Origin of the sequence: Actinopolymorpha sp. B9G3 (genome assembly GCF_040120725.1) — a bacterium.
Classification (GTDB): domain Bacteria; phylum Actinomycetota; class Actinomycetes; order Propionibacteriales; family Actinopolymorphaceae; genus Thermasporomyces.
Genome location: NZ_JBEEAB010000014.1, coordinates 166,297 through 192,899 on the forward strand (window position 1 = coordinate 166,297; position 26,603 = coordinate 192,899).

25 protein-coding genes are annotated in these 26,603 nt (G+C 68.5%); 17 read left to right on the forward strand and 8 right to left on the reverse strand.

Annotation, left to right across the window (positions count from 1 at the left end; genetic code table 11):
• Window positions 1-167 precede the first annotated feature (167 nt).
• Together ABNF93_RS23230 and ABNF93_RS23235 are read left to right on the forward strand one after the other, a co-directional pair.
• Window positions 168-1,022, forward strand: a complete 855-nt coding sequence (locus ABNF93_RS23230; protein WP_349330261.1) for an SDR family NAD(P)-dependent oxidoreductase — start codon at window positions 168-170, stop codon at window positions 1,020-1,022.
• A gap of 230 nt (window positions 1,023-1,252) precedes the next feature.
• Complete coding sequence (locus ABNF93_RS23235; protein WP_349330262.1) at window positions 1,253-2,050, forward strand: GntR family transcriptional regulator; 798 nt, start codon at window positions 1,253-1,255, stop codon at window positions 2,048-2,050.
• Window positions 2,051-2,131: 81 nt separating this feature from the next.
• Here ABNF93_RS23235 and ABNF93_RS23240 read toward each other — a convergent pair whose 3' ends face one another.
• Window positions 2,132-3,421, reverse strand: coding sequence for an enolase C-terminal domain-like protein (locus tag ABNF93_RS23240; protein ID WP_349330263.1), 1,290 nt, complete (start codon window positions 3,419-3,421; stop codon window positions 2,132-2,134).
• Window positions 3,422-3,613: 192 nt separating this feature from the next.
• Window positions 3,614-5,071 (reverse strand): MocR-like pyridoxine biosynthesis transcription factor PdxR, encoded by a 1,458-nt coding sequence (pdxR, locus tag ABNF93_RS23245; protein ID WP_349330264.1) that lies wholly within the window; start codon window positions 5,069-5,071, stop codon window positions 3,614-3,616.
• A 98-nt stretch (window positions 5,072-5,169) separates the two neighbouring features.
• On the opposite strand from pdxR, the gene ABNF93_RS23250 reads away from it, so the two are divergent.
• Together ABNF93_RS23250 and ABNF93_RS23255 are read left to right on the forward strand one after the other, a co-directional pair.
• Window positions 5,170-5,715: a dihydrofolate reductase family protein gene (locus ABNF93_RS23250; RefSeq protein WP_349330265.1), complete on the forward strand. Its 546-nt coding sequence runs from the start codon at window positions 5,170-5,172 to the stop codon at window positions 5,713-5,715.
• Window positions 5,716-5,745: 30 nt separating this feature from the next.
• On the forward strand, window positions 5,746-6,144 hold the full coding sequence (locus tag ABNF93_RS23255) for an SRPBCC family protein (RefSeq protein ID WP_349330266.1): 399 nt from the start codon (window positions 5,746-5,748) through the stop codon (window positions 6,142-6,144).
• Between the two features lie 57 nt (window positions 6,145-6,201).
• On the opposite strand, the gene ABNF93_RS23260 is transcribed toward ABNF93_RS23255, so the two are convergent.
• Together ABNF93_RS23260 and ABNF93_RS23265 are read right to left on the reverse strand one after the other, a co-directional pair.
• Window positions 6,202-7,038 carry a hypothetical protein gene (locus tag ABNF93_RS23260; protein ID WP_349330267.1) on the reverse strand — a complete coding sequence of 279 codons (837 nt, stop codon included), beginning with the start codon at window positions 7,036-7,038 and terminating at the stop codon, window positions 6,202-6,204.
• On the reverse strand, window positions 7,035-7,859 hold the full coding sequence (locus ABNF93_RS23265; protein WP_349330268.1) for a DeoR/GlpR family DNA-binding transcription regulator: 825 nt from the start codon (window positions 7,857-7,859) through the stop codon (window positions 7,035-7,037). Before ABNF93_RS23265 ends, ABNF93_RS23260 begins: the two co-directional genes overlap by 4 nt.
• Window positions 7,860-8,019: 160 nt before the next feature.
• Between ABNF93_RS23265 and ABNF93_RS23270 the strand changes: the two genes are divergently transcribed.
• From ABNF93_RS23270 to ABNF93_RS23280, 3 genes are read left to right on the forward strand one after another with little or no spacing between them, the layout of a single operon-like run.
• Complete coding sequence (locus ABNF93_RS23270; protein ID WP_349330269.1) at window positions 8,020-8,514, forward strand: RpiB/LacA/LacB family sugar-phosphate isomerase; 495 nt, start codon at window positions 8,020-8,022, stop codon at window positions 8,512-8,514.
• Window positions 8,514-9,557, forward strand: a complete 1,044-nt coding sequence (locus ABNF93_RS23275; RefSeq protein ID WP_349330270.1) for an NAD(P)H-dependent glycerol-3-phosphate dehydrogenase — start codon at window positions 8,514-8,516, stop codon at window positions 9,555-9,557. Before ABNF93_RS23270 ends, ABNF93_RS23275 begins: the two co-directional genes overlap by 1 nt.
• A 19-nt stretch (window positions 9,558-9,576) precedes the next feature.
• Window positions 9,577-11,091: a xylulokinase gene (locus ABNF93_RS23280; protein ID WP_349330271.1), complete on the forward strand. Its 1,515-nt coding sequence runs from the start codon at window positions 9,577-9,579 to the stop codon at window positions 11,089-11,091.
• A gap of 52 nt (window positions 11,092-11,143) precedes the next feature.
• Here ABNF93_RS23280 and ABNF93_RS23285 read toward each other — a convergent pair whose 3' ends face one another.
• Window positions 11,144-11,722 (reverse strand): DUF1330 domain-containing protein, encoded by a 579-nt coding sequence (locus ABNF93_RS23285; protein ID WP_349330272.1) that lies wholly within the window; start codon window positions 11,720-11,722, stop codon window positions 11,144-11,146.
• 104 nt (window positions 11,723-11,826) lie between these two features.
• Here ABNF93_RS23285 and ABNF93_RS23290 point away from each other — a divergent pair, with 104 nt between their 5' ends.
• The 4 genes from ABNF93_RS23290 (at window position 11,827) to ABNF93_RS23305 (ending at window position 17,341) form a co-directional block, all read left to right on the forward strand.
• Window positions 11,827-12,429, forward strand: coding sequence for a TetR/AcrR family transcriptional regulator (locus ABNF93_RS23290; protein WP_349330273.1), 603 nt, complete (start codon window positions 11,827-11,829; stop codon window positions 12,427-12,429).
• 257 nt (window positions 12,430-12,686) lie between these two features.
• On the forward strand, window positions 12,687-14,099 hold the full coding sequence (locus ABNF93_RS23295; protein ID WP_349330274.1) for an acetamidase/formamidase family protein: 1,413 nt from the start codon (window positions 12,687-12,689) through the stop codon (window positions 14,097-14,099).
• A 102-nt stretch (window positions 14,100-14,201) separates the two neighbouring features.
• The gene (locus ABNF93_RS23300; protein WP_349330275.1) at window positions 14,202-14,981 is read left to right on the forward strand and encodes an HAD family hydrolase; all 780 of its coding nucleotides are present in this window, start codon (window positions 14,202-14,204) and stop codon (window positions 14,979-14,981) included.
• A complete protein-coding gene (locus tag ABNF93_RS23305) occupies window positions 14,978-17,341 on the forward strand; it encodes a glycoside hydrolase family 65 protein (RefSeq protein ID WP_349330276.1) in 2,364 nt (787 codons plus the stop codon). Before ABNF93_RS23300 ends, ABNF93_RS23305 begins: the two co-directional genes overlap by 4 nt.
• A gap of 22 nt (window positions 17,342-17,363) precedes the next feature.
• Here the strand turns inward: ABNF93_RS23305 and ABNF93_RS34995 are convergent, their stop codons facing one another.
• Window positions 17,364-17,840: a zinc finger domain-containing protein gene (locus ABNF93_RS34995; protein WP_502877611.1), complete on the reverse strand. Its 477-nt coding sequence runs from the start codon at window positions 17,838-17,840 to the stop codon at window positions 17,364-17,366.
• A 93-nt stretch (window positions 17,841-17,933) separates the two neighbouring features.
• Between ABNF93_RS34995 and ABNF93_RS23310 the strand changes: the two genes are divergently transcribed.
• Genes ABNF93_RS23310 through ABNF93_RS23320 form a run of 4 tightly spaced genes read left to right on the forward strand, consistent with a single transcriptional unit; the run spans window position 17,934 to window position 19,337 of the window.
• Window positions 17,934-18,137, forward strand: a complete 204-nt coding sequence (locus ABNF93_RS23310; protein ID WP_349330277.1) for a hypothetical protein — start codon at window positions 17,934-17,936, stop codon at window positions 18,135-18,137.
• A 2-nt stretch (window positions 18,138-18,139) separates the two neighbouring features.
• Entirely contained in the window at window positions 18,140-18,676 is a 537-nt protein-coding gene (locus tag ABNF93_RS23315) for a DUF6879 family protein (protein ID WP_349330278.1), read from the forward strand.
• Window positions 18,677-18,723: 47 nt separating this feature from the next.
• Complete coding sequence (locus ABNF93_RS35000; RefSeq protein ID WP_502877612.1) at window positions 18,724-19,023, forward strand: helix-turn-helix domain-containing protein; 300 nt, start codon at window positions 18,724-18,726, stop codon at window positions 19,021-19,023.
• Complete coding sequence (locus ABNF93_RS23320; protein ID WP_349330279.1) at window positions 18,945-19,337, forward strand: Scr1 family TA system antitoxin-like transcriptional regulator; 393 nt, start codon at window positions 18,945-18,947, stop codon at window positions 19,335-19,337. Before ABNF93_RS35000 ends, ABNF93_RS23320 begins: the two co-directional genes overlap by 79 nt.
• Window positions 19,338-19,394: 57 nt before the next feature.
• Here the strand turns inward: ABNF93_RS23320 and ABNF93_RS23325 are convergent, their stop codons facing one another.
• Both ABNF93_RS23325 and ABNF93_RS23330 read right to left on the reverse strand, forming a co-directional pair.
• Entirely contained in the window at window positions 19,395-22,346 is a 2,952-nt protein-coding gene (locus ABNF93_RS23325; RefSeq protein ID WP_349330280.1) for a discoidin domain-containing protein, read from the reverse strand.
• Window positions 22,343-24,376: a glycoside hydrolase family 2 protein gene (locus tag ABNF93_RS23330; RefSeq protein WP_349330281.1), complete on the reverse strand. Its 2,034-nt coding sequence runs from the start codon at window positions 24,374-24,376 to the stop codon at window positions 22,343-22,345. The genes ABNF93_RS23325 and ABNF93_RS23330 overlap by 4 nt, the downstream gene beginning before the upstream one ends.
• 213 nt (window positions 24,377-24,589) lie before the next feature.
• Between ABNF93_RS23330 and ABNF93_RS23335 the strand changes: the two genes are divergently transcribed.
• Both ABNF93_RS23335 and dgoD read left to right on the forward strand, forming a co-directional pair.
• The gene (locus ABNF93_RS23335) at window positions 24,590-25,417 is read left to right on the forward strand and encodes a FadR/GntR family transcriptional regulator (protein ID WP_349330282.1); all 828 of its coding nucleotides are present in this window, start codon (window positions 24,590-24,592) and stop codon (window positions 25,415-25,417) included.
• Entirely contained in the window at window positions 25,414-26,559 is a 1,146-nt protein-coding gene (dgoD, locus tag ABNF93_RS23340; RefSeq protein ID WP_349330283.1) for a galactonate dehydratase, read from the forward strand. The genes ABNF93_RS23335 and dgoD overlap by 4 nt, the downstream gene beginning before the upstream one ends.
• The last annotated feature ends 44 nt before the right edge of the window (window positions 26,560-26,603 follow it).

The following is a 26,603-nucleotide window of genomic DNA, read 5'->3' on the forward strand; positions in this document are numbered from 1 at the left end:
CTCGGCGGTACAGTCACCCCGCGCAGGCATGCAGAACTCTCGCGAAGGCTCGACACGCAAGGACCGTATCCTCGTGCACCTGCACGGCGTCGCACCAGCGATATCCCTTGCACCACACACTCCGCGGCCTGATCGACGCCACGCACCGTCGCGACAAGGAGTCGCCCATGACCGCCACCGCCACCTCGGGCGGCACCAGGCCCCGACGCGCCGAGAACCTTGGCGGCGAGAGTCGTGACTTCGACGGGATGGTCGCGGTCGTCACCGGCGGGTCCACCGGGATCGGCCGGGCCGTGGTCGACCGGCTCGCGGCCGGTGGAGCGTCGGTGGTCTACTGCAGCCACGACCCGCGGACGGTGACCGCGTCCGATGTCGAAGGCGTGAACGTGACCGGAGTTGTCGCCGACGTCCGTTCGGCCGACGACATGCGCAGGCTGATGTCCGAGGCGGTCGAACGCCATGGTGGGCTCGACATCCTCGTCTGCAGCGCGGGAATCCAGACCTACGGCACGGCGGAGGACACGACCGAGGAGGACTGGCACGCCGTCCTGGACGTCAACCTCTCCGGCATCTACCGGGCGGCGAAGTTCGCCATCCCTCTCCTGCGTGAGCGCGGCGGCGGCACCATCGTCGCCATCTCGTCGGTGCAGGGCCGGGCTCCCGCCCGCCGGGTGCTCGGCTACTCGGTGAGCAAGGCCGGTGTCGACGCGCTCGTGCGTTCGATGGCGGTGGATCACGCATCCGACCGGATCCGGGTCAACGCGGTGGCACCGGGTCCCGTCGACACTCCCCTGCTACTGACCAGCGATCCCGGCCGGACCCCAGCCCCGGAGCCGCCCGCCGAACCCGACAGGCCGGCCGACCTTCCGGACACGCCCCAACCGCGGATCGCCCGGGCCGAGGAGATCGCCGAGGTGGTGGCGTTCCTCGCCGGCAGAGCGTCGTCCTACGTCACCGGCGCGACGTACGCAGCGGATGGCGGGATGGCAGCCAGCCAGGGCGGCGTTCTGACGGTGCACTAGATGACGCGGGGAGCCGCGAGTCAGGCGACTCCCCTTGGAATTGGTCATCTAGCGAACCCTTGGTCGGTCGTCGGTGCTCACCCGCGCACAGCTGGCGCGAGGCAAGATCGTCTTGACGTCGAGGCGATGAGCGGGGCACTGCGACGAGCCGGCTGACGGCGAGCCACCCAGTGTGGTGCTCTACCATCGCCAGGGGAGAACGCGGTACAGCGGAAAGGTGGCTCGACCTCATGGCCGGACGGGCGCTGCGCAGTCCCCGACGGGCACAGCTCGACGTGCTCCGCAGCGCAAGTACGCGATCACAGGTCTACGCGCTGCTCCGCAGGGCCATCGTCTCCCTCGATCTTCTTCCTGGACAGGCGTTGTCGGAGAACGAGCTCGCCGCCCGGCACAGCGTGAGCCGTACCCCGGTACGCGAGGCACTGATCCGGCTCGCCGACGAGAACCTCGTGGAGGTCGCGCCCCAGCTAGGGACTTTTGTCTCCAGGATCAGCGTGCGCGACGTCATCGAGATCCAGTTCATCCGCGAGACCCTCGAACGCGCGTCACTGCCCCACGCGATCAAGAACATCACCGCCACCGACGAGGCCTACCTCCGCGCTCTGCTCGACGAGCAGGAGGAGGCCGGACGCAAGGGCGACCTGCACCATTGGTTCGCCACGGACGAAGCCCTGCACCGGACTCTGCTGGAGATCGGCGGCCACCCGCGCGTGTGGCCGATCGTGTCGTCGGCGAAGGCGCACCTGGACCGGGTACGCATGTTGAGTCTGCCCGATCCGACCATCCTCGGCGAACTCCTCACCCAACACCGCGCGATCGTGGACTTCGTCACCTCCAAGCAGCGCAAGAAGGCCGACGAGGTGCTGAGTCACCATCTGCGGATCGCGCTGGACATCCTCGAACCGCTCGAGCAGGAGCACCCCGACTACTTCGTTCTCGACGAGGAAGAGGACGAGGTGAGGGAGGCGCCGGCCCCGCGGCCAGTCAAACGGACCGCCACGAAGGCGGCGTCTCGACGCCGCCGCTGAGCACCCGCGGTCAGCAGGAGTCCGGCCGTACGTCGAATGCCCTTGTTGCCCTATGCCCAGACCAGTTGGCCGGGCGCGTGGTCACGTGGTGGACGGGCCCGGCGGCGGTGGAGGAAGCTCGGCGAGCTCCGCCAGTCCGGGGATCGACGACGTGTCCGCGGACTCCGGCCGCGCCCAGGAGCTGTTGGGAATAAGGGGAAACCAGCTCGGGCGCAGCGCGTCGCGGTCGTAGGCGTAGCTGCCGAGCCGACGGAAGAGGTCGGCATAGTGCTCCAGCCGGTCGCGGTCGAGCTCGACACCCAGACCTGGTCCGGTGGGCACTGCGATCGCGCCATCGTGGTAGGTCATCTTGCCGCCCACGATGATGTCGTCCACGAGATGGTGGTAATGCGCGTCCGCCGCGAACGTGAGCGTCGGCAGGACGGCGCCGAGATGGAGCATGGTGGCGAGCTGGATGCCGAGTTCACCGGAGGAGTGGACGCAGATCTGCTGCTGGAACGTCTCGCAGACGCCCGCCGCCTTGATGCAGGCGCGGATTCCTCCCCAGAACGTCGTGTCCAGCAGGATCGTGTCGACCGCCGGATCGCGCAGGTTCGTCGCGAGCTGCTCGAAGTTGACGACGACCGCGTTGGTGGCAAGGGGGATCGCTACCGCGTCCCGCACCTGACGCATGCCGTGCAGGCCCCACGTCGGATCTTCGTAGAAGTCGTTGTTGAGGTCCTCGATCGCCCGCCCGAACTTGATCGCCTCGTCCACCGACAGCACGCTGTTGGGGTCGTAGCGGACCCGGTCGTCCGGCAGCGCCTCGGCGAGGGCCCGAAAGCACGCCAGCTCATGGGCGGGTTCGAAGACGCCACCCTTGAGCTTGTGGGTGGTGAATCCGTACCTCTCCTTGAGTTCCTTGGCGTGCTGCACCAGTCCGTCGGGCGTGAAGATCTCCCCTTGGCCTGTCGCCGGATGTGCGTACCGGAAGAAGAGATAGCTCGCGAACGGTACCTTGTCGCGGACCTTCCCGCCGAGCAGGTTGTGCACCGGGACACCGAGCGCCTTGCCACAGAGGTCGAGGCAGGCGAACTCGATCGCGGCCAACAGCTGCGTCCGGTTGTTGTAGAGCGACGCCGTGGGATTGGCGATCTTGAACCGAAGCGCCTCCAGCTCGAACGGATCGTGCCCCACGAGATACGGCTTCAGCCCATCGAAGTCGGCCGCCTGCCCGCCACCACCCATCTCGCCGAGACCGGTGATCCCCTCGTCCGTGTCGACTTCGATGATCGTACGCACGAACCGTCCCCAGTGCGCGCCGTTGGAGTGGCGGAGCGGGGCCTGCAGCGGAACGGTGATCGTGGTGGCCCGCAGGTCGGTGATCTTCAACGGCTCTTCACCCTCCACGATTTCCGTACTCCGACTGGCGAAGAGCTACCATACTAGTCGCCCAATTTGGGTGCATCTCGTAACTTTCGGTGAGGGCCACCCTGATCCAACTGGGCGCTGCATGAGGGTCACCCTGCCCAATAGGTCCGCGTGAGGGGCACCCTCCTCCCACAGGTTTCCGGTCGGCACCCGTCACTTTTGCAACGTCATGGTCAGGGGCTCGTCCAAGCCGGCGGGGCGCAGGGCCGCGGTCAGCTGGTCCACGCCGGCCTCGATGCGCCGCTCGGTCAACGCCGAGTATCCGAAGATCAGGCCCGGCCGGCCAGGGCTGCGCCGATACGCTCCCACCGTGCCGATCCGGACGCCTGCTGCACCCGCGGCACTGACGATCGCATTCTCGTCGACACCGTCGGGGACCCACGTCACGACGTGCAGCCCGGATTCCGTCCCGGCTGCCCGCAGACCGGGAAGACGGCTGCCGAGCGTCCGGACCAGGGCGTCGCGGCGCCCCTTGTAGACCGGTCGCATCTTGCGCAGGTGCCGGTCGAGTTCTCCGCGATCGACGAAGTCCGCCATCGCCAGCTGGTCGATGGTCGGCGACCCGCGGTCGACCAGGAGCTTGGCGTCCGCGACTTCCGCGACGAGGTCGCCCGGAAGCACCATCCAGCCGAGCCGCAAGCCGGGGATCAGGGTCTTGCTCGCGGAACCGACGTAGATCACCCGGTCCGGCGCCCTGCCCTGGAGGGCGCCGACCGCCGGCCGGTCGTAGCGGAACTCGGCGTCGTAGTCGTCCTCGATGACGTAGGCGCCGGTCCTGCGGGCCCACCGGACGACCGCCGATCGGGCGCCGGCGCTCATCACCGAACCGATCGGCCACTGGTGCGACGGGGTCAGCACCGCCAGGTCGGCCCGGCTCGCTGTGAGAGCAGCCAGGTCCCAGCCGCCGTCGGTGACCGGGATCCCGACGATCTCCAGACCCAGTGCCCGGGACGTGGGCAGGACGTCGTCGTCCATGCACGGGTCTTCCACGGCGATCCGCGCGGCGCCGCGCCGGGCCAGCACGCCGAGGGTCAGGTTGACCGCCTGGGCGTACCCGGCACAGGCCACGACGTTGTCGGGGTGGGCCTGCAGGCCGCGCACCCGGTTCAGGTAGGCCGACATGGCCTGCCGGAACTCCGGGGCGCCGTGCCCGTCGGGATAGGCGAGCCGGTCGTGCGGCGTTTGGGTGAAGACCCTGCGCAGCGATCGCAGCCAGACCTGGCGGGGAAAGCTGCCCGGGTCGCAGCGGCCATAGCCGAAATCGATGTCGGTGCTCGGGTGGGTGATTCGGGCGGACCGCTGACCGGCATCGCGCGTCGTGGCGGCCACCCGGGTGTAGCCGCCCGGGGTGCTCATCAGGACGCCTTCGCCGCCCAGCTGCCGATATGCCTCGACAACGACGCCGCGAGAGACGCCGAGGTCCGCGGCGAGCGTCCGCGATGCGGGCAAGGAGGTCCCGGGCGCCAGCCGTCCCTGCCGGACAGCGGCGCGGATGGCCGCCTCGATCTGGCGGTGCAGCGGCTCCGCGGACGTCTCGTCCAGCTCGACGAGCAGGTCCTCAGACAGGCGGCCCGGTCCGTACCCACGCGTCACGCCGTTGCCTTCCGGCATCGAAACTGGTCCTCTCGCCGCGGCCAAGATTGGACCTTCATGATCCCCGAGAGCGTCGGGAAAATCGTCCTGTCCGAACGAACCGGAAGGAACCAGTCATGGCAAAGATCGTCAACTCCACCTTCGTATCGCTCGACGGCGTGGTGAACCATATGGAGAAGTGGCATTTCGACTACCTCAGCGACCAGAGCGACCAGCTCGCGCTGGCCCAACTCGAGGAAGCCGACGCGCTGCTCATGGGACGCAACACCTACCAGGTATACGCCAGCGCCTGGCCGTCGCGCGAAGGGGACTACGCCGACCGGATCAACGCGATACCGAAGTACGTCGCGTCCTCGACGCTCAGCGACCCCACATGGCACGGCACACAGGTGCTCGCGGGCGGTCTCGTCGACGAGGTCCGCAAACTCAAGCAGACCGAGGGCGGCTCGATCCTCATGCACGGGGTCGGACCGGTCGCCAAGACCCTGCTGCGCAACGGCCTTCTCGACGAACTGCACCTGTGGGTGCACCCGGTGCTCGCGGGTGTCGGCGACGAGAACGACGTCCTGTTCGAGGCTGGACTCCACGCCCGGCTCGAGACGTCCAACGTTCAGGCCTTCGACAACGGCGTGGTGGTGCTCTCGTTCCGCAAGCCGTCATGACCCGCTCACTTGCCTGAAAGGAGAACCTCCATGGGCCATTACATCCTGCGCCGCACACTTTCCGCCCCGAAAGAGCGGGTCTACGACTTCTTCGTCGACCCAGTCGCGTTCTCCCACTGGTTCGTCGTACCGGGCTTTACCACCCCCGCGGACAGGGTCCGCATCGACTCACGGCCGGGCGGGGAGATCCGAGCGGTGATGGTGTCCGACGCCGACACCACGCAGGTCCCCTTCGTCGTCGGCTTCGGCGACCTGGATCCGATGGAGAAAGTGGTCCTCTATCCCGGCGAGGACGAACGCGTCACGATCACCCTCACCGAAATCCCGGAGGGCACCGAACTCGCGTACCTGTACGAAGGACCGGCAGCCGGGCCGGCTGACGTCGCCGCCGCGGACGCAATGCTGGACCGCATGGCGGAGCACACGTGACGCGCGGCCCCGGACCGCGGTGATCGGCGGAATCCGGCGAAGCGCCGCGGGTCTTCCTCAGCCCTCGCCAGCCGACCCGCCCGGATACAGCCAGGCGGTCCAGCGCTCGATCGCTAGGTACCCCATCCGTTCGTACACCGGCCGGCCGTCGTCGCTGGCGAGGAGCACGGCCGGCTGGGTCGGCTCGCAGAGGGTCGCCGCCCACGTCACCGCCGCCGCTGCGCCACGCCCGCGCGCTCGCGGCAGCGTGGCGACGTACTCCACCATCGTCACGCCGGCGTGCTGGTGTGCCGCCGCCACCGCGGCGGGCTCGCCATCGACCGTGGCCAGCCAGACGCGGGTCGTTCCGTCGAGGATCGCCGGGGCGAGCAGGTCTCCAGGACGGAGCGGCTGGAGTTCGGGCATCGGATATCCCTCGACGAGTACGCGTTCGGCGACGGCGAGGTCGTCGGCGGTGCGTACGTCGGCGATCTCCACGCCCTCCCGTGGCGTCGCCGCGGTAGCCGGAACCGACCCGGGCATGCGCACCATAAGCGGCGGATGCCCCAGCAGAAGGAGGCCGTACGCGCGCAGGTCCGTCGTGGGCCAGGCGCTGACAAGCATGTACGGAACATGCGCCGGGTACAGCGACGCCACCTCCGCCACGACGGCCGCCGGATCGGTGAGTGGCTGCAGCAGGATCACCCAGTTGGTCAGGGCGCCCCGGTCTCCGATCCACCCGGCGGACCATCGCGGGCCGGTCCGCCATGGCCGGCCCGCGCAGCGGGCGACCTCGACCGCGAAGGATCCGTGCACCAGGACGGCCTGGCGGACAAGAGTGTCGTCGGCGGGCACCTCGGGCTCCCACCCGGTCGTCAGGTGCTCGCCCTCAGGCGGAACGATGGAATCTGTCACCCGGACTTGTCTCCGACAACAACGCCCCGGTCGTCATCGGCAGCGACGAGAAGGGTCACGTCGGCGCGTTCGATGCGGCGTCGTTCCTCGAGTGAGGTCTGGTCGTCGACGATCACCACATCGAAGTCGCTCAGCGGCGCCAAGGCGTGCAGAGCCCGCCGTTCGAACTTGGTGTGGTCGACATAGAGGATCCGCCGCTTCGCCGACTCGAACATCGCCCGCTTCACCAGCACCGTCTCGTCGGCCTGGTGGAAACACACGCCATCGGTGATGGCCGACGTCGACATGAACGCCACATCGGCGCGCAGCGCCCGTACCGCCTGGATGGTGAGGTTGCCCATGAACGCGTCGCACCACTGGTAGTAGTGCCCGCCGAGCGAGATCAGCGAGAGGTCCGGCTGGCCGGTGAGCGCCTTCAACACGGCCTGGAAATTCGTGATCACCGTCATCGGCGGCCGCTGGGGCAGCAGCTCGGCGAGATAGAGGCCCGTCGTCGAGTCGTCCATGATGATCGCCTGGCCGGGCTCGACGTGCTCGAACGCCGCCCGGGCGAGCGCCCGCTTCTCCGCGACATTCCGCGTCATCCGGTACGCCGTGCTCGCTTCGAAGAGGCTGGTGGCCACGGCGGTCACGATGCCTCGCGACTTTCGCAGCAGTCCCTGCGTGGCGAGCGTGTCGAGGTCGCGGTGGATCGTCATCATGCTGACGCCGAACCGCTCCGCCAGGTCCTCGATCCGGCTGGTCCCCGTGCCGATGACCTGCTCGGCGATGGCCTTGTGCCGATCGAACTGGCTCAGCCGGGTCTGCTCTGTCAGCGACATCGGACGCTCCTCTCGTCCCCCGCGTGATCAACCGTACGCAGTGCCCGATGTCGGAAGCAACTCTTGTCGTACGTGTTTTTCACACCGATGATGTGAGCTACCGCCACTATCTATCATCGATGGCGATGCGTTCGCCCGTCGCACTTTTGGGAGTACGACCGTGACCCCACCCACGAGGATCGCCCTCGGCAACGACGAGGCAGCGGTCGCCCTGCGTGCCCTGCTCGCCGAGCACCTGCGCGCACGCGGCTACGACGTCGATCTCTACGGCCCGGCCACCGCCGGGGAGGAGGTCGACTACCCCGACATCGCCTATGAGGTGGCGTCCCGCGTCGCGGCGGGGGCCTACGGCCGGGCCCTCCTGCTGTGCGGCACCGGCATCGGCATGGCGATCGCGGCCAACAAGGTGCCCGGCGTGCGGGCCGCCCAGGCCGCCGACACCTACAGCGCCGAGCGGGCCCGCAAGTCCAACGACGCCCAGGTCCTGACGATCGGCGCGCGGACGGTAGGGCCGGAGCTGGCACGCGCGATCGTCGACGCCTGGCTGGCCTCGGAGTTCGAAGGCGGCCGCTCGGTTCCCAAGGTGGTCAAACTCGACGAGCTCGACCGGCTGGCCCGCTCGGCCAGCGCCGAGACCGCTGGGGGCCGCGCCTGATGCCGGGAACGGTGTCGATCCTCGGCGCTGGCGCGATGGGGTCGGCGTTGGCGACGCCTTTTCGTACGGCCGGGTGGAACGTCCACCTCTGGGGCACCTGGCTCGACGACCACCTGCTCGACGCGTGTCGGGCCGGCCGTCCGCATCCCCGCACCGGCGTCGTCCTCGCCGACGGCACGCGCCTCTTCGCCAGTGACCAGTTGGATGACGCCCTCGACGGTGCCGACCTCGCGGTGGTCGCCGTCGCGTCGGTCGGTGTCCGGGAGGTCGTCAGACGCGCCCTCGCCGGCATCAGCCGCACGCGTGCGCTTCTGCTGACCAGCAAGGGATTCGCGCCCGATGAGCACGGCAGGGTGCGGCTGCTGCCCGACGCGATGCGCGACCTCGCGGCCGAGCACGGCATCAGCCTTCCGCCCATCGTCGCGGTCGGTGGTCCCTGCAAGGCCGACGAGGTGGCCGCGAGCCGTTGGACCGCCGCCGTATTCGGCTGCACCGACCTCGGCACCGCCCTCGACACCGTGAAGGCGGTCGCCACCGACGCGTACCGCGCGGAGGTCACGGCCGACGAGGCGGGCGTGGAGATCTGCGCGGCGATGAAGAACGTCTACGCGATCACCCTGGGCATCGCCGACGGCCTCGGCGAGCGGAGGAAGGAGCCGCACCACGATCTCAAGGCGGCGAGCTTCGCCCAGGCCGTCCGCGAGCTCGTCGTCCTCACCCGCCTGGTCGGAGGCGATCCGCAGACGGCGACCGGCCTGGCCGGAGTCGGTGACCTCGAGGTGACGGGGCTCTCCGGCCGCAACAAGATCTTCGGCGTACGCATCGGCCGTGGCGAACCAGCCGGCAACGCCCTGGACGCGATGACGGCCGCCGAACAGACGGTCGAGGGCGTTCCGGCCGCCCGGCTCGCCCGAACGCTGGTCGACCAGCACGACCGCGCGGTCTGGTCGCGGCTGCCGCTGTTCACCGCGATCCTCGACGTGCTCGACAGCTGCGAGGATCCTGCCGCGCGGATCGCCGACGCCGTACTCCCGACGGTTTAGTTGGTGAGGAGGGGTACGCGTGAGCCAGCATGTCGTTCTCGCGGTCGACTGTTCGACGACCGGTAGCAAGGCGGTGGCGTTCGACGCCGACGGCAGGACGGTGGTGGAGGCGCGCAGGTCGTACGCACGACGCTCTCCGCAACCCGGCTGGCAGGAGCAGGACGCCGCCGACTGGTGGGAGGCCACGGCCGACGCCCTGGCCGAGGTGGTGGCGAAGCTCGGCACCGCCACGCGACCGGTTGCCCTAGGCCTGACCCACCAGCGTGAGACGTTCGTCTGCCTCGACGAGCACGGCGCGGAGGTACGTCCGGCGATCCTGTGGCTCGACACCCGGGCGGGCGAGCAGATCAGGCGCCTGGGATCGAACGAGATCCACCAGGCCTCCGGCAAGCCGCCGTCGACGACCCCGAGTCTCTACAAGCTGGCCTGGATCGCCGAGCACGAGCCGGACGCGCTGGCCAGGACCGCGCTGGTGCTCGACGTGCACGGCTACCTCGTGCGGCAGCTCACGGGTGAGAACGCCACGAGTTGGGCGGCCGCCGATCCGTTGTCGTTGGTGGACATGGCGTCGTTCGAGTGGTCGGCCTCCCTCGTCGCGACCGCCGGACTCACCGTCGACCGGTTGCCCCGGCTGGTCGCGCCGGGCTCGATCATCGGCGGCGTCGCGGATGCCGCCGCGGCTCGCACGGGTCTCGCGGCCGGTCTGCCGGTCGTCGCTGGGGCCGGTGACGGGCAATGTGCCGGCCTGGGCGCGGGTGTCCTCACCGCCGACCACGCCTACCTCAATCTCGGCACCGGTCTCACCATGGGCGTCCACTCGGCCCCCTACCGCTTCGACCTCGCCTACCGGACTCTCGCCAGCCCGATCGCGGGTGCGTACACGCTCGAGGCGTTGCTGTCGTCGGGTGCGCTCTCGATCGCGTGGTTCCGCGACATGGTGTCGGGCTTGACCGGCGACGGCCGGGAGAAGCGCATGGAGGAGATGGCCATGAGCGTGCCGCCGGGCTCACACGGTGTGCTCTTCCTTCCGTACCTCACCAGTGCCGAGACCCCCTACTGGGACGCCGACGCCCGGGGCGCCTACGTCGGCCTCAGTGACCAGCACGGCCGGGCGGAGATGTACCGCGCGGTCCTGGAAGGGCTCGCCTTCGAGGAGCGCCTCAGCCTGACCCGCATCGAGGAGTCCACCGGTCAGCGCGTGGAGAGGGTGACGGCGCTGGGTGGCGCGTCGCAGTCGCCGCTGTTCACCCAACTGCTGGCCGATGTGCTCGAACGCCCCGTCGCCATCTCCGCCGAGGTCGAGACTACCGCGCTCGGAGCGGCCATCCTCGCCGCCGCCGCCGTCGGGCTCGACGGCATGGACGACGTCGACGATGCCGTGGGCCGGATGACCCACGTCGAGGTCGTCCGTCAACCGGACCTTGCGCCGCGTGCCCTCTACCGCGAAGCGGCGGAGGTGTACGCCGAGATCTATCCCCGGCTGCGCGACCTCTTCCCGCGGATTGCGCAGCTTCGATGCGGCGGAAGCCTTTAAGGGTCGCGCACATAGGGAAGTCGCGGGCCGCGCGTCGTTATGTATGCGCCGGCTAAGGAGCGAGCGTCTGGGGTTTGGCGGTGATCCGGATCGTCGACCCGGTGGACGTCTCGGGCGTGGCGTCACCGTTGGTGCCGGCGGAGTAGGCGATCCGTACCTGGTGTGGTGTGCGACCTGAGACCGCCGATCCGGTGTCGACCCTCAGGACGTATTCCACCTCGACTCCACGCCCCGTGTCCTCGTGCGACGGCTGCGACGTCTTGTCGGAAAACTCCAGGTCGATGGCGTAGATCCGGTCGTCGAACCCGTCGGACGTCGGGTTCGCCCGAGTCAACCAGCCCTCGAACGCCAGCATGTCGATCGACCCGCTGCGCAACGGCTCGATCTGCCTGAACTCCGGATCCTCCCCGAAGTGTCGGTAGGACTCCTTGTCGTCATAGTGAACGAAGTTGACCGCGTGGGGGAGCGTCAGCGCATCGCCGGAAACGCCGAGCGGCTGGAAGATCCGATCCGCCGCACCGCCGTATTTCGCCACGATCGGCGGAAGCTGGCTGAGGTACTCGCCGAACATCGCGGCGTCGCGGATCCAGATCAGGACGAGTTGGTAGTAGGTCTCACGGGGCTCACTCATGATCATTCCTTCTCTCACCTGTTAATGCGACATCTGTAGCGACAAGCGAGGGTACCTACCAGCGACGCACTAGTGCAACATCTGTAGTGTTAGGGTGGGTGACCATGAAAGGCGTCGACCAGGTACGCAGCCGCCCGGGCGGGCGGAGTGCCCAGGTGCGGGAGCGGGTCTTCGCGGCTGTGCGTGAGGCGCTGGAGCAGGGCGACACCGCCGCGCTGTCCATCGACGAGCTGGCCCGCAGGTCAGGCATCCACCGGACGACCATCTACCGCAGGTGGCTGTCGACGGAGGGCCTGATCGCCGACCTGCTCATCGCGCTGACACCCGTGGAGACGCCCCTGCCTGACACCGGCGACCTCAGGCGCGACCTGGCACGCGTCGCCCGCCGGGTCGTCGCCACGCTCGAGGCGCCGATCTCGAAGGCGATGCTTCCGCTGATCGCCGGCACCACCGACCCGCGCCTCGCCGAGGCGGCCGCGGGCTACTGGTCGAGCCTGTTCGCGCACACCGCCGAGGTCGTCCGGCGAGCGCAGGAACGCGGACTCGCCACCCGCGAGGTCCGCCCGACCGACGCCGTCGAGTCGCTGCTGGCGCCGATCTACCTCCGGGTCCTGGTCACCAGGCAGCCGACCTCCCGGGCGTTCATCGACAACCTCGTCACCCGCTCGGCCCGCATGCTCGCGGCGGGTCCGGAGGAGAAGGCCTGACCGTCGAAGCGGCACGCCGTGGATGGTGGCCGTGGACGTGGGGATGTTCGACCGGTGCCGGCCAGGTCGCACCGCTCGGGATCGTCGACCGTTATGCGCGCACAACACCCGCGCAGCATCGGTGAAACCTTCGGTTGTTAGGAACCCTGGTGGAGACCGCCAGTGCGCATCGAACAGCCCAGTGCCCTCAAACAGCTCAGCGGGCAATGACGCGCACTGACGTTCGTTCGACCGATTCGCGTCAGGGAAGGGCGTACATGCAGACAGCGGACAACGCCGACGAGGTACGACAGGCACTCATCGACCAGCTGGGTCGGCGTGAGTTTCTCCGAGCGGCTGGAGCGGTCGGTGGACTGGGTGCCGCTGCCGCCGGATCGGCCGTGCTCGGTGGCGGCGTGGCACACGCGGCGGCACCGGTCTCGGCCGTGATGCCGCAGGCGTCGCCGACCGGCCTGCCGGGAGGAATTCTCCAACCCGGTAAGGGGCCGATCCCCGGGAAGCACTATGTCCCCGCGCGGCCGGACGAAGTGCGCTGGGGATATGTACCGGCCGTTGGCAGCGAACCCGTCCTTCGCATGCGGTCGGGTGAGACGGTGACCATCGATGCGGTGTCGCACGAGGGCATCCTGGAAGACCAGGGCCGCGACCCGGTCGAATACTTCGCCAGCCACGGCGTCGGTCGCGACAAGGTGCTCGACGACGCGGTCGCCATCGCGGCCGACTACTCGCGGACGATGCGTAACTTCGACGTCGATGGCCCACACGTGGTCACCGGGCCGGTTTATGTCGACGGCGCCGAGCCTGGCGACGTGCTCGAGGTACAGATGCTGTCGATGGTGCCCCGGGTGCCCTACGGCGTGGTGTCGAGCCGGCACGGCAAGGGCGCCTTGCCTCGCCTGCCCGGGGGAGCGGTGCCCGCCGGCATCACGATGGACGAGATCATGCCGCCGGTCGAGACCGACGGCCGCGACACCGGGGACCCGACAAGCTACGGCAACGTGTCGACGTTCACGCCCGTACGCAGCCAAGGCAAGGGGACCTTGACGGGCGTCCTGCCGGCGGGGCGTTCGGGCGAGGTGGTCTTCCCGCTGGATCCGTTCATGGGGATGATGGGCGTGGCCTTCGCGTCAGCCGACGCTCTCACCGCGCCGGAGCTCAACTCCATCCCGCCCACGCTCGGCGGCGGAAACATCGACATCAACCTGCTCGGCGTGGGTTCGCGGTTCTACCTGCCGGTGTTCGCCGAAGGCGCGCTCTTCTACATCGGTGACCCGCACATGGCGATGGGCAACGGTGAGGTCGCGTTGACGGCGATGGAAGGCTCGCTGCGCGGAACGTTCAAGCTGACGGTCCACAAGCCGGGCTCGCCGGACGTGCCGTCCGTTTCGTACGCCTATCCGTTCGTCGAGACGCCGCAGGCGTGGGTGCTGGTCGGTCTGTCGGATCCGGACGGATCGCAGAACGGCCAGGTCAACGATCTCGACATCGCCATGCGGCGGGCGGTGGTCAACGCGCTCGACTTCCTCGAGCACGACCTGGGGATGGATCGGGCGGTGGCCTACGCCTACCTGTCGGCGGCGGCGAACTTCGAGATCTCCCAGGTCGTCGACCGGACTGTCGGGGTGCACGGCGTGATCCAGAAGGCGCACTTCATCGATCTCGACAGCTGATCGCGCTCCACGCGCGCCGCCGGACCTGGGCCCTCCACCTCATCAGAAATCGAACGACACCAGATCGGCGTCGTTTCCTTGCCGGCCGGCACGATCTCCTCGTTGTCCTGTTCCCCGGTCGCCACCGCGGGCATCATGGGGAGCGTGATGATCGGTCTGCCTGCGGGGATTGCGGCCTGCCTGTTCGGCCTTGACGGGGTCCTGACCAATACGGCGAGCCTTCACCGACAGGCGTGGAAGCAGACATTCGACGCGTTTCTCACCCGGCGCGACGGTGCCGATTTCACGGCGTTCAGCGAACGCGACTATCTGCAGTACGTCGACGGCCGGCCACGCGACGACGGCGTGCGGGGGTTTCTCCGTTCGCGTGGAATCCAGCTGCCGGAGGGCAGTCCGGACGATTCGCCGACGAGTGACACGGTGCATGGCATCGGCAGCCGGAAAGACACGCTGTTCCTGGCCATCGTCAAGGAGCGCGGCGTCACGGCCTATCCGGGGTCGGTGCGCTATCTGCAGGCCGTCCACGACGCCGGGCTCTCGGTCGGGGTCGTCACGTCCTCGGCCAACGGCGAGCTGATCCTGGACACCGCCGGCCTGAGCCAATTCGTCCAGGCCAGAATCGACGGCGTGGTGATCACCGAACGTGGCCTGCGCGGCAAACCGGAGCCCGACTCCTATCTCGGCGGCGCCGAGGCGTTGGGCATGGCGCCCTCGCAGGCGGCGGTCTTCGAGGACGCCCTCGCTGGCGTGCAGGCCGGACGCGCGGGCAGCTTCGGGCTCGTGGTGGGAGTGGACCGCACCCACCACGCCGACGCGCTCCGGGCCCACGGTGCCGACCTGGTGGTGTCCGACCTCGCCGAACTCCTCGCGGTGCACCGGTGAGCGGCCCACCGCGCGGCTACGAGGTCTCGCCGTGGAAGCTGCGCTGGCGCACCCTCGACGTCAGCGCCCTGAAGCGCACCGAGTCCACCTTCGCGCTGTCCAACGGCCACATCGGGTTCCGGGGATCGCTCGAGGAGGGCGAACCGCGCGGGCTGCCCGGCACCTACCTGAACGGTTTCTTCGAACGCCGTCCGCTGCCGTACGCCGAAGCCGGCTATGGCTACCCGGAGGACGGCCAGACGGTGGTGAACGTCACCGACGGCAAGATCATCCGGCTGCTGGTGGAGGACGAACCACTGGACATGCGCTACGGCTCCGCGCCGTTCCACACCCGGGAGCTGGACTTCCGTTCCGGCACGCTGCGACGGCGTACGGACTGGGAGTCGCCCACCGGGCGGCGGGTGCGGATCCGATGCGAGCGACTGGTGTCGTTCACGCAACGCGCGGTCGCCGCCCTCCGCTACGAGGTCGAACCGCTCGACGGCCGGATGCAGCTGGTCGTGCAGTCGGACCTGCTGGCGAACGAAGCGATCGAACCGGAGTCGGACGACCCTCGCGTCGCGGCAATTCTCCAGGCTCCACTGGTCGCAGACTTCGCGGCCGCCGTGGACTACAGCGCGGTGCTGTCCCACCACACCCGCCGATCCGGGCTGCGGATGGCCGCCGGTATGGACCACGAGATCGAGACGCCCGACGGAGTACGCACGAAGATCGAGGCCGACGGTGACCTGGCCCGGCTCACGGTGGCGGTCGAGGTGCCGGAGGGCCAGCGGTTCGCGGTCACGAAGTATGTCGCCTACGGCTGGTCGGGTCAGCGGTCGACCTCGGCCCTGTGTTCACAGGTGGAGGCGGCCCTGGCCGGTGCGAGGCGGACGACCTGGCAGGGTCTGCTCGACGAGCAGCGGGCCTACCTGGACGACTTCTGGGCCTCCGCGGACGTGGAGATCGAGGGGGATGCGGAGCTGCAGCAGGCGGTACGGTTCGCGTTGTTCCACGTCCTGCAGGCCGGCGCCCGTGGGGAGACCCGCGCGATCCCGGCGAAGGGCCTGACCGGGCCCGGCTACGACGGGCATGCGTTCTGGGACACCGAGTCGTTCGTCCTGCCCGTCCTCACCTACACCGTGCCGGCGGCGGCGCGGAGCGCGTTGATGTGGCGCTACGCCACGCTCGACAAGGCCCGGGCCCGGGCGGCCCAGCTCGGCCAAAATGGCGCGGCGTTCCCGTGGCGGTCGATCAACGGCGAGGAGTGCTCCGGCTACTGGCCAGCGGGCACGGCGGCGTTCCATATCAACGCCGACATCGCCGACGCGACCGCCCGCTACCTCGCGGCCACGAAGGACGAGGAGTTCGAAGCCAACTACGGGCTGGAGCTGCTGGTGGCGACCGCTCGGCTGTGGATGTCGCTCGGGCACCACGATCCGCACGCGGGCTTCCGGATCGACGGCGTGACCGGCCCTGACGAGTACACCGCGGTCGTCGACAACAACGTCTTCACCAACCTGATGGCCCAGAAGAACCTCCGCGAGGCGGGCATCCGCTGCGAACGCCTCCCCCGTGTCGCCCGCGAGCTGGATGTCGACGAGGAGGAGATCGCCGCCTGGCTCGACGCCGCCGACCGGATGGTCATTCCGTACGACAAGACCCTCCAGGTGCATCCCCAGGCAGAGGACTTCACCAGCCACGCGCACTGGGACTTCGCCGGTACGCCGCCGGAGAACTACCCACTGCTGCTGCACTATCCGTACTTCGATCTCTATCGCAAACAGGTCGTCAAGCAGGCCGACCTGATGCTCGCGATGCACCTGCGCGGTGACGCGTTCACGCCGGAGCAGAAGGCCCGCAACGTCGACTACTACGAAGCGTTGACGGTGCGGGACTCGTCCCTGTCGGCCAGCACCCAGGCCGTGCTCGCCGCCGAGGTGGGTCACCTCGATCTTGCCTACGACTATCTGGCCGAGGCGGCCCTCGCCGACCTGCACGACACCCAGCACGACGTCCACAACGGCCTGCACATCGCGTCGCTTGCCGGCGCGTGGATCGGGACGGTGGCGGGGTTCGGCGGCATGCGCGACCATGGCGGGAACCTCACGTTCACGCCGCGCCTGCCGCCGGAGCTGGCGGCCATCACGTTCCGGATGTGCTTCACCGGTAGCCAGATCCGGGTGGCGATCCATCCGGAGGAGGCGACGTACTCGCTGCTGGGCGGTCCGTCGATCGAGATCGGCCACCACGGGGAACCGCTCATCCTCACTCCGGACGCGCCCGTCACACGACCCATCCCACCGACGCCGCGTCGCACTCCGCCCGAGCAACCTCCCGGGCGGGCGCCGTTCCGCCGCAAGCCGGTGCTGCCGCGCTGACCGAGTAGCCCAGGTCACGTGCCTACTGATGCCATATGAGCCTGCGCGCTATGTGCTGGAGATCGAGACTGGCCAGAGTGTTGCCCGCTGCGGTGCGACACCATGCTCCTATCTCCGCATCGCATCTCGGACACCGCCGTGACAGGACGCGGGCCGTCGTCGCCAGGTCGGCGTCCGTGTAGCCGTGCTTGCTGAGGCCGCCATCCCAGATCCAATCGAGACGGCCAGAGTCGATGGGATCGACATGTTCGTCGTTCACCTTGCCATCACCATGACGCCAACAGCGACAAACATCAAGAACGCGATCGCCTTCCAGGCAACGGGACGCATCGGTGGTCTCCTCGAGAGCCATCGTTCGGCGACCACGTCGGATCCGCCGCACGTGTAGCTGATGGTTGCGACACGGCGGCCAGGACACGCAGTGAACGACGAGCTCGACGTCGACCAACCGCTGCATCGCACAGCGCACGCTAGGAGCTGCTCTTGGTCGATACGACATCAGTTTCTCGAAGTTTCTCCTGACGCCCCTGGCTCATCCACGTGACGATCAATACCGTCAGCAGTGACGGGGACGATCACGGGAGGAGCTGAGATGAAGATCAGGTTCTTGGGTTCAGACAGCCAGGTCGGTGGCTGTCCCGCCCTCTATGAGCTGGAGACCGGCGACATCGTGGTGCAGGGCCAACGCCTCACCGACACCGAGGCTCTTGCTGGCGTGCGGGATGTTCTGGACGGTGAGACATTTGTCGTCGTACCACGTGACTCGCTCAATCATCATTGGGCTCCGAAGAAGTAACAGTGGGAAACCTGGTGAGCGGCGAGGCCTTTGTCGATCTGTTTCGCCGCTTCGAGCACACCGCATATCGCCTCGAGGTACGAACCTCCTACGGCAGCAGTGAGGAGGACGACGCCTTTCCGCGGTTTCTCGCGGGCGAAGACCCTGGGTTGGACTGGTTCGAGCCGTGGCTTGACCTCATGCGGGAGCAGACCGGTCATGGCAAGCGCGTCGAACGGGTCCGGCTGATAGACGACCCACCTTCGGACTACCTGCGATTCGAGCTGTGGGGAACACCACACAATCTGGCCGCCGGTGAAGACATTCGCTATCTCGACAGGCGAAAGGCTCCCGAACTCGATCTTCCGACCCATGACTATTGGCTTTTCGATTCACGCCTCGTGGCCCGGCTCGAATTCGGCCAGCAAGACCGCTTCCTCGGTGTCACTCTCGACGAAACCCCGTCGATCGTTGTGCGTCATTGCTATTGGCGTGATGCCGCATGGCACCACGCCGAGACCTTTGACCACTACAGAGAGCGAACAACAATACGCACGTGAGCAACTACCAGACGGCACGAGAGGGCCTCGGCGCGCGCATGCGGGAGATGCGTGCCGAGGCCGGCTTGTCCGCACGCGAGGTCGCCGAACGCCTGGGCTGGCCCCGGTCGAAGGTCTCCAAACTCGAACACGGTAAGCAAACTCCTCATGTGCGAGACCTTCGCGCTTGGGCTCACGCAGTAGGACAAGCGGGAACCGAGGTCGAACTGGTGGCGCGTTTGCGGCACCTGGAGACGCACTACGCCTCGACGAGGGCGTTCGGGCACGCTTGCAGCGTCAGCAGGTCCTCTCCGATCCTGATCGGAGTATCCGAATTCTCGTCTGGGAAGCCGCCCTTCACATGGTGATGTGTCCGATCGACGTGATGGTGGCGCAGCTCGATCGACTTGCTGGCGCGGTGGGAATCTCGAGAACGCCGTTAGGAATCGTGCCGCTGGGTGTTCCGCTCACGGCCGTTCCTGGACATTGCTTCTGGATCTTCGACGAGCGGCTCGTTCGGATCGAGACGACGGCTGCCGAGCTTCGACTGACCGAGACGTCTGAGATCGCGACCTACGTCGAAGCATGGCAGCGATTGGAGGGGGCGGCGGCCTTCGGTCCGGCCGCACATCGGATCATCGCGAGGGCGCGAGTCGCACTCGACAACAGCAACGGCGAGTGAAGCACGCTGCACTGCCGAGGGAGCTCCCATCCGAACGAGGTCCTATGCGGCCGCTGGTCAGCCGGTGTGGGCGATGTTGACCTCGGCGGCGGAGATGTGGCCGTTGACTCCGTTGCGGGCCGTCAACCGGACGTATCGCGCCGACGTCGCCGACCACTCCGCCGTCTTCGTCGTCGCGTCCCCGGCCCAGGTGCCGTCGGCGACCGGAGTGAAGGTCTCACCGTCGGCGCTGACCGCGACCTCGTAGTCGGTGACCACGCCGTTGACGTTGCCGTCCTGCCGCGGCTGGTAGACCAGTGCAGTCGTGTCGTACGTACCACCGAGGTCGAGGGTCAGCGACTGCGGCGGCGGCGTGTACGGACTCCACGACTCGTGCCACATCGTGCCGCAGTTGCCGTCGATCGCCTTGCCCGCTTCGTATCCCGGCTGCTGGCTCGTCGCGGTCGCAGTCATCTGCGACTGTGGTACGAGGTGGGGATACGTCGGGTCGGGGTCGGTCGGCGGCTCCCCCTCGCCCAGCGGAATGAGCTCCGTCCTCGACACGTTGAGCTCCGCCACCGTCGGCGCCCGTGGGCAGCCGTTGACGTCGGTTGCCTCCAGCCGGACGTACCTCGCTTGCACCGGCTCGTCGAAGGGCGCTGTCTTGGTGGCGTAGGTCCCGGCCCAGTGCCCGCTCGCGGCGTTGGTGAACGACTTGCCGTCCTTGCTCGTCGAGACGGTGTAGCTGGTGATTCCCCCGGCGACCGGGGTGACGGCTGGCGTGTACGCCACACCTGCCACGGTCGTCGACTCCCCGAGGTCGAGGGTGATCGCCTGCGGCAGCGGCTCGACCGGCGACAACGCCGACCGCCACGTGGACCAGAGCCGGTCGTCGATCGCGTGCTCGGCCACGTAGTTGTGGCCGAAGTCGTTCGCCGTGTGTTCGCTGGTTGCCGTCGCGGTCATGTCTGTATGGCGTACGAACGAGGGCCGCGGACCCGTCGGCACCACCCGCAGGTTGTCGAACTGGGCCCGTTGCCACCCGCCCACCCGCAACCCCACCTGCCCCGTCGTGTGGTCCGCGTCCTCGACGGATGCGAGCTCGTCGCCGTCGAGCAGTGCCGTGACCTGCTCCCCGCGGAACCGCAGCGCAAGCCGGTGCCACGTCCCCGTGCCGACGGCCGCCACGGATCCCGAGGCGAGCGTCCGGTCGCGTCCCTGCAGGTCCTGGGTGAAGAGTCGCCACTCGCCGGTGTCCGCGACGCGCAGGTGGTAGCCGGCCGCGTTGTGCTGCTGGCTGTCGACCCGGCCGAGCAGTTCGACGTGCCCGGACTTCTCGAGCAGCGCGTCGACGCCGACCTCGTAGTCGCCCCACCAGCGCGGGTCGCCGACGATCGTCGTGGGCGGCATGTTCGTGTTGTGCCAGGTGATCGGCTGCTGGGTGACCTGCTGCTCGTAGCACGTGCCGTTGCGCCCACCAGCGCACCGGGCCGCCTCGAACCCGCCGTGGACGTCGGCGACGTAGCGCGCCAGGCCGAGACTTCCGACGTGCTCGAAGTCCTCGGCATACGGCATCGGCAGTTGCGCACCAGGATCCGCGTTCGCCGCCGCGGTGCCCTTCGCCTGGCCGGTCGTCGTCGAGAGCGTGACCACGTGGCCGGGTTCGACGGTCAGTTCGTACGCACCATCGGCCGCGTCAACGCTGCCTTGACGTACGAAGTCGTCGGCGGTGCTCGGGGTCGAGAGGTTCGTCGACCACACGTGCACGGGGCGGTCCGAGAGCCCGCCGGTCACCTCGAACCGCAGCGTCTCGGCCTCACCGGAGTCGAGTGTCTCGATCACCACGCTGTAGTCGTCGGTGTCGGCCGACCGCAGCGCCACGTGGCTCGCACCTTCCGCGCTGTAGCCGCTCGCACTGTCGAGATAGTGCCACCCGGGCTCGGTGAACTGTGTGGTGTGCGCGTCGACCCAGATGCTGGGGCCGACCTCGTAGAAGCCCGACCACGGGCGCTCGGCCAGCATCAGGCCGGTCCCGCCGATCGGGAAGTTGTCGTACCACGCGGAGATCAACGCCCAGTTGAGGTTTCCGGTGACGTCGGCATCGATGTAGTGCCGGTTCATCGCCCGGGCGAGTGGTTCCGCGCCGACGTCGTAGTCCTGAGTGCTGTTCTCGCTGTCCCACAAGGGCCTCTCGAGCGCGCGGGCCGCGTCGCTGACGTGACACTGGCGCTGGAGCGTCCGCCACTCACACACGTCGTGCTCGCCCAGGATGTCGATGGCGGCGTTCAACTCGGGGTCAGCGGCGATCTCCGGCGCGGCGAACCAGTAGTTCGGTGGATTGTGGTTGTCGGTGGCGGCGATCTTGATGTCACCGAAACCCTTCTCCGCAAGGGCTTCTGCGAGTCGTACGTAGACGTCGCGGTTGAAGCCGCTCTCGTTGGCGCCGCCGAGGTAGTCGATCGTGAAGCCGTTCTCCTGCGCGCACTCCACCCATGCGACGAGGTAGTCGACTCGGTCCGGCGACCAGTAACCTCCGTCGAACCAGCCGGGCGCCCCCCATGGCAGGCCGTAGAACTTGATGTCGGGATTGCGTTTCGCGGCCTCCCGCATCAGCCACCATTCGTAGCCGCGGGTGCAGTCCACCTCGTCGGCCGTCCGCATGTGACTGGCCTCGGCGCCCACGGTGGCGTCGACGTCACCGCCGATCTCGACCTTGAGGAGGTCGAGGGCGGCTCCGTAGTTGGGGGTGAAGAGGTAGTCGAGGATCTCGTCCCGTTCCTTCTTCGGGTAGTCGATCAGCAGGCGCGACGATCCGCCTGCGCTGACCCCACCCACACCGTCGAAGGCCCGACCGAGATCCTCACCGTCGAGGCTGATGGTCTGCGGCGCGGCGGCGTTCGCCGACCGTGCGGCCGATGCGGCGCCGACCCCTGCCGACACGCCCGTCAGGGGCATGGAGAGCGCGGCGACCGCCAGCGAGACGACACCGACGACCAACCGTAGCGACTGGACCCGCGATGTGAGGCTCACAGCTCTGCGTCCTTGATGTTGTGGTAGACAAGGCGTTTCGTCGTCCCGTCGAAGGCGAGTGCACCCATCTCCGAGATCCCGTTGTATTCCTGGTTGTAGCCGGCACGGGTCTTGTAGTCCTTCAGTACCCAGAAGAAGTAGCCTGCGACGTAGTCCTTACGTTCCGCCACCTGTGCCCAGTGCGAGCGGAAGTTCATCGCCTGCCATTCCTCGGTGCCGACCTCGGTCTCCGGGCCGTGGTGGCCGAAGAACGACCACGAGCCGTTCTCGGTGATCATGATCGGTTTGTCGGGATACCTCGCGTGTACGGCGTCGATCGCGGGACCGAGGTCCTCGTTCTTGCCGTAGAAGTAGCCGAAGTACTCGTTGAAGCCCACGATGTCGGCGATGTCGAACGCCGGGTCGTTGGTGGTGTGCGACGCCCACGTGACGGGGCGCGCGGTGAGGTCGACGGCCTTGACCGCCGCCTTCATGTCGGCGAGCCAGGCGCGGTAGATCGGCGCACCGTTGCCGTCGATCTCGGACTCGTTCTGCAGGCACCAGCAGACGACCGACGGGTGGTTGTGGTTGTTCCACGCCATCGTGAGTGCCATCGCCCTGGACAGTCCGTACTGCTCGGTCTGCAGCTTCTCCTGCGCGGCGTTGACCCACATGTTGTCGATGTCGTCCATGACGTAGACGCCGTGCGCGTCGGTCCAGTCGTAGGCGTAGGGGTGGCGCGTGTAGACCGTGTTGCGGACCGCGTTGGAGTTCGTGGCGAGGACATGGCCGAGCTCGCGGTCGTAGTCGGTGCGGGTCATCGCCCGTCCGTGTGCCGCGGTCTCCTCGTGCCAGTTGAGCGCCTTGAGGAACGCGGGCTTGCCGTTGACGAGCAGCTTGGCGTCGCTGACCTCGACCGCCCGCATGCCGTAGCGATCGCTCAGCTGGTCGACGAGACTCGTTCCCGACGCCGCGAGAAGCTTGGTCGTCGCGGTCAGGACGGCGGGACGCTCCGCGCTCCAGGCCGGGGCGTCCGGGATGCCGGTCTGGATGCGCGTGACCGCCACGCCGCCCGCTGGGACGTCCACCGGGACACTGACCGGCTTCGCGCCGGTCCCCTTACCTGCGTCGAGGACGACCCGGCCGGTGAACGCCTCGTCGCGCCGGTTCTCCACCACCGCACGGACCTCCAGCTCGCCGTCAGCGGCCGCGAGGAGGACCTTCGCGACGGTGATGGTTGGCACCGCCTCCAGCCAGACCGAGCGGGTGATCCCGGCGTACGGCCAGTAGTCGACCGGCTTCCAGGGGATGGCGTACGGGTCGGTGATCGAAGGGCTGGGCTGGGTGTAGTCCTCCCACGAGGCGAGCCGGTGCACCCGGACCGCGATGACGTTGACCCGGCCCGGGCGGAGGGCGTCACCTGTCGGCAGCGCGAACGGTGCGTACCCGCCTTCATGCGCGCCGAGGTGCTGGCCGTTGAGCCAGACGTCGGCGCGGTAGTTGACGGCGAGGAACGCGAGCCGGACGTGGCGTGCCGCCCAGTCGCCCGGGACCGAGATCGAGGTGCGGTACCACGCGTAGCCGTCGGCGAAGGCCGTGCCCTCGCCGAACCGGCTGCCGTCGTACCCGCCGAAGCCCGGCGTGTCCTTGAGATCCCACGCCGACGGGACGGCGATCGAGTCCCAGCCGGAGTCGTCGTGGCCGGCGCCCTGCCACTCTTCGCTCTCGCCGACGCCGTCCGGGTCGAAGCGGAACCGCCATGTGCGGTCGAGGTCGCGGTAGCTCCTGGTGGGTTCGTGCGTACGCCAGCCGTCGAACGCCGGGACGACCGCGTCGTACTGGAACACCACCCCGGTGCCGGCGATGGTACGAAGCTCGGTACCCGCCGGCTCCCTGTCACCGTGTGGCGGCGGTTGGTTACCGGACCCCGCTGCCGCAGCCGCGTCAAGGGCGGGAGCGGCGGCCGCCGGCGCGGCGCCTGCCACCATGGAGGCCGCGATCGGGGTCAACGCGGCGGCTTGAAGCATGGAACGTCGGCGGATCGGACGCATGACGGGCCTCCTGCGGGCGGGCGCGTGGCGGGGCGGGGCCTCGGCGAGCGGAGCTCGCTGGGGGCTGGCACCAACGCTTTCGTCGATGTTGCGCCGTGAGCATGGCCAACCCGACCGGGCTTGTCAAGATGTAGTCATAATTAATGTCTTGTTCTAGGCTGGCCTCCACACCACAGAAGTGCACGACAGAACCAACGCTCACAAGGGAGAACCGTGGCCGTCTACTCGCGCCGAGGCCTGCACGGGCAGACCGTGCGGGAGATGGCGCGTCGCATCTTGTCGGGGGAGCTCGCCGAAGGGGAGACGATCGATCTCGCCGCCCTGGAGACCGAGCTCGAGGTGAGCCGTACGGTCCTGCGCGAAGCTCTGAAAGTGCTCGCCGCCAAGGGGCTGGTGGACGCGCGGCAGAAGCGCGGCACGTTCGTACGTCCCCGCTCGGACTGGAACCTGCTCGACGGCGACATGATCCGCTGGCAGTACGCCGACCGGGGCGATGACGCGTTCCTCGACAACCTGCACGAGGTACGCGAGGTGGTGGAGCCGGCGGGTGCCCGGCTCGCGGCGGTCCGCCGTACCGAGGACGACCTCGCCGCACTCGACGCGGCACTGGACGAGATGGCCGCGGCCGTCGGCGTCCCGGCGGAGGAGGTACGCGCCGACCTCGCGTTCCACCGGGCACTGCTCACGGCCACCCACAACGAACTCCTGCTCCGGATGGAGGTCGTCATCGAGGCCGGGCTCGCCACCCGCGACGAGTTGGTCCACGAGGCCAAACCCGCCGACGACCCGGTGCCGGCGCACCGTGCCGTCGCCGAGGCGGTCAGAGACGGCGATCCCGACGCCGCGGAGAAGGCCGTCCGGGCCCTGCTGGAGAAGGCCCGGCAGGACCTCGACTCCACCCGACTCGGGGGCCAGCGCGAAGGCCAGCCTGAGGCGAAGCGGGCAAGTCAGCGGGGCAGCCAGCGGAGCGAGCGCCGGCGAGATCGGCAGGCAGCGAAACGGCCACGGCGCCGGAACGTAGGCGACGGGGGTGCCGGGTGAGGATCACCGCCCTGCGTACCTATCCCGTCCCGCCTCGGTGGCTCTTTCTCCGCATCGACACCGACGAAGGCGTCACCGGGTGGGGCGAACCGGTGGTCGAGGGCAGGGCGCGCACGGTCGCGACCGCCGTCGAGGAACTCGCCGAATACCTCGTCGGCAAGGACCCGCTGTGCATCGAGGACCACTGGCAGGTGCTCACGAAGGGTGCCTTCTACCGCGGCGGTGTGGTCCTCTCCAGCGCGGTCGCCGGGATCGACCAGGCCCTGTGGGACATCGCCGGCAAGGTGCACGGCGTACCCGTCCACGCCCTGCTCGGCGGACCTGTGCGCGACCGCGTCCGGGTCTACGGCTGGATCGGTGGCGACGAACCGACCAGCCTCGCCGAGGCCGCGAAGCGCCGCCTCGACGACGGCATGACAGCAGTCAAGATGAACGCCTCGGCCCAGCTGCGGCTCATCGACACCGCTGCCGAGGTCCAGGCGATCGTCGAGCGGGTCGCGACCGTCCGCGAGACCGTCGGTCCCGAGGTCGACATCGCGGTGGACTTCCATGGCCGGTTGACGGTGCCCATGTCGCGGCGGGTGCTGCCCCTGCTGGAGCCGTACCTCCCGATGTTCGTCGAGGAACCGGTCGTGCCGGAGGTGAGTGACCGGATCGGCGAGGTGGCCGCGGCAACGAGCGTGCCGATCGCCACCGGCGAACGGCTCTACTCCCGCTGGGACTTCCGGCCAGTCCTCGGATCCGGAGTCGCCGTCATCCAACCCGACCTCTCCCACGCCGGCGGCATTTCCGAAGTACGCCGGATCGCCGCGATGGCGGAGGCCTACGACGTCGCCGTCGCGCCGCACTGCCCGCTCGGGCCGATCGCCCTGGCGGCCAGCCTGCAGATCGGCTTCGCGACACCGAACTACCTGATCCAGGAGCAGAGCATCGGCCTGCACTACGGGGAAGGCTTCGACCTGCTCGACTACCTCGTCGACCGTTCCGTGCTGACCCACCGGGACGGTTTCATCGACCGGCTCGACAGACCCGGGCTCGGCATCGAGATCGACGAGCGGACCGTTGAGCGCGCGACACAACACGCGACCGACTGGCGGACGCCGATCTGGCGCCGCGACGACGGTTCGCTCGCGGAATGGTGACCCCTTTCCCTGAGCACCACCCACACATGAGCCAGGCACACATG

Bases quoted from the DNA above. Each gene is read 5' to 3' on its own strand.
- ABNF93_RS23275 (WP_349330270.1), top strand. From the start codon at position 8,514: ATGCCGGGAACGGTGTCGATCCTCGGCGCTGGCGCGATGGGGTCGGCG.
- ABNF93_RS23250 (WP_349330265.1), top strand. From the start codon at position 5,170: ATGGCAAAGATCGTCAACTCCACCTTCGTATCGCTCGACGGCGTGGTG.
- ABNF93_RS23255 (WP_349330266.1), top strand. From the start codon at position 5,746: ATGGGCCATTACATCCTGCGCCGCACACTTTCCGCCCCGAAAGAGCGG.
- ABNF93_RS23265 (WP_349330268.1), bottom strand. From the start codon at position 7,859: ATGTCGCTGACAGAGCAGACCCGGCTGAGCCAGTTCGATCGGCACAAG.
- ABNF93_RS23330 (WP_349330281.1), bottom strand. From the start codon at position 24,376: ATGCGTCCGATCCGCCGACGTTCCATGCTTCAAGCCGCCGCGTTGACC.
- ABNF93_RS23235 (WP_349330262.1), top strand. From the start codon at position 1,253: ATGGCCGGACGGGCGCTGCGCAGTCCCCGACGGGCACAGCTCGACGTG.
- ABNF93_RS23310 (WP_349330277.1), top strand. From the start codon at position 17,934: ATGAAGATCAGGTTCTTGGGTTCAGACAGCCAGGTCGGTGGCTGTCCC.
- ABNF93_RS23290 (WP_349330273.1), top strand. From the start codon at position 11,827: ATGAAAGGCGTCGACCAGGTACGCAGCCGCCCGGGCGGGCGGAGTGCC.
- ABNF93_RS23230 (WP_349330261.1), top strand. From the start codon at position 168: ATGACCGCCACCGCCACCTCGGGCGGCACCAGGCCCCGACGCGCCGAG.
- ABNF93_RS23295 (WP_349330274.1), top strand. From the start codon at position 12,687: ATGCAGACAGCGGACAACGCCGACGAGGTACGACAGGCACTCATCGAC.
- pdxR (WP_349330264.1), bottom strand. From the start codon at position 5,071: ATGCCGGAAGGCAACGGCGTGACGCGTGGGTACGGACCGGGCCGCCTG.
- ABNF93_RS35000 (WP_502877612.1), top strand. From the start codon at position 18,724: ATGCGTGCCGAGGCCGGCTTGTCCGCACGCGAGGTCGCCGAACGCCTG.
- ABNF93_RS34995 (WP_502877611.1), bottom strand. From the start codon at position 17,840: ATGTCGTATCGACCAAGAGCAGCTCCTAGCGTGCGCTGTGCGATGCAG.
- ABNF93_RS23285 (WP_349330272.1), bottom strand. From the start codon at position 11,722: ATGAGTGAGCCCCGTGAGACCTACTACCAACTCGTCCTGATCTGGATC.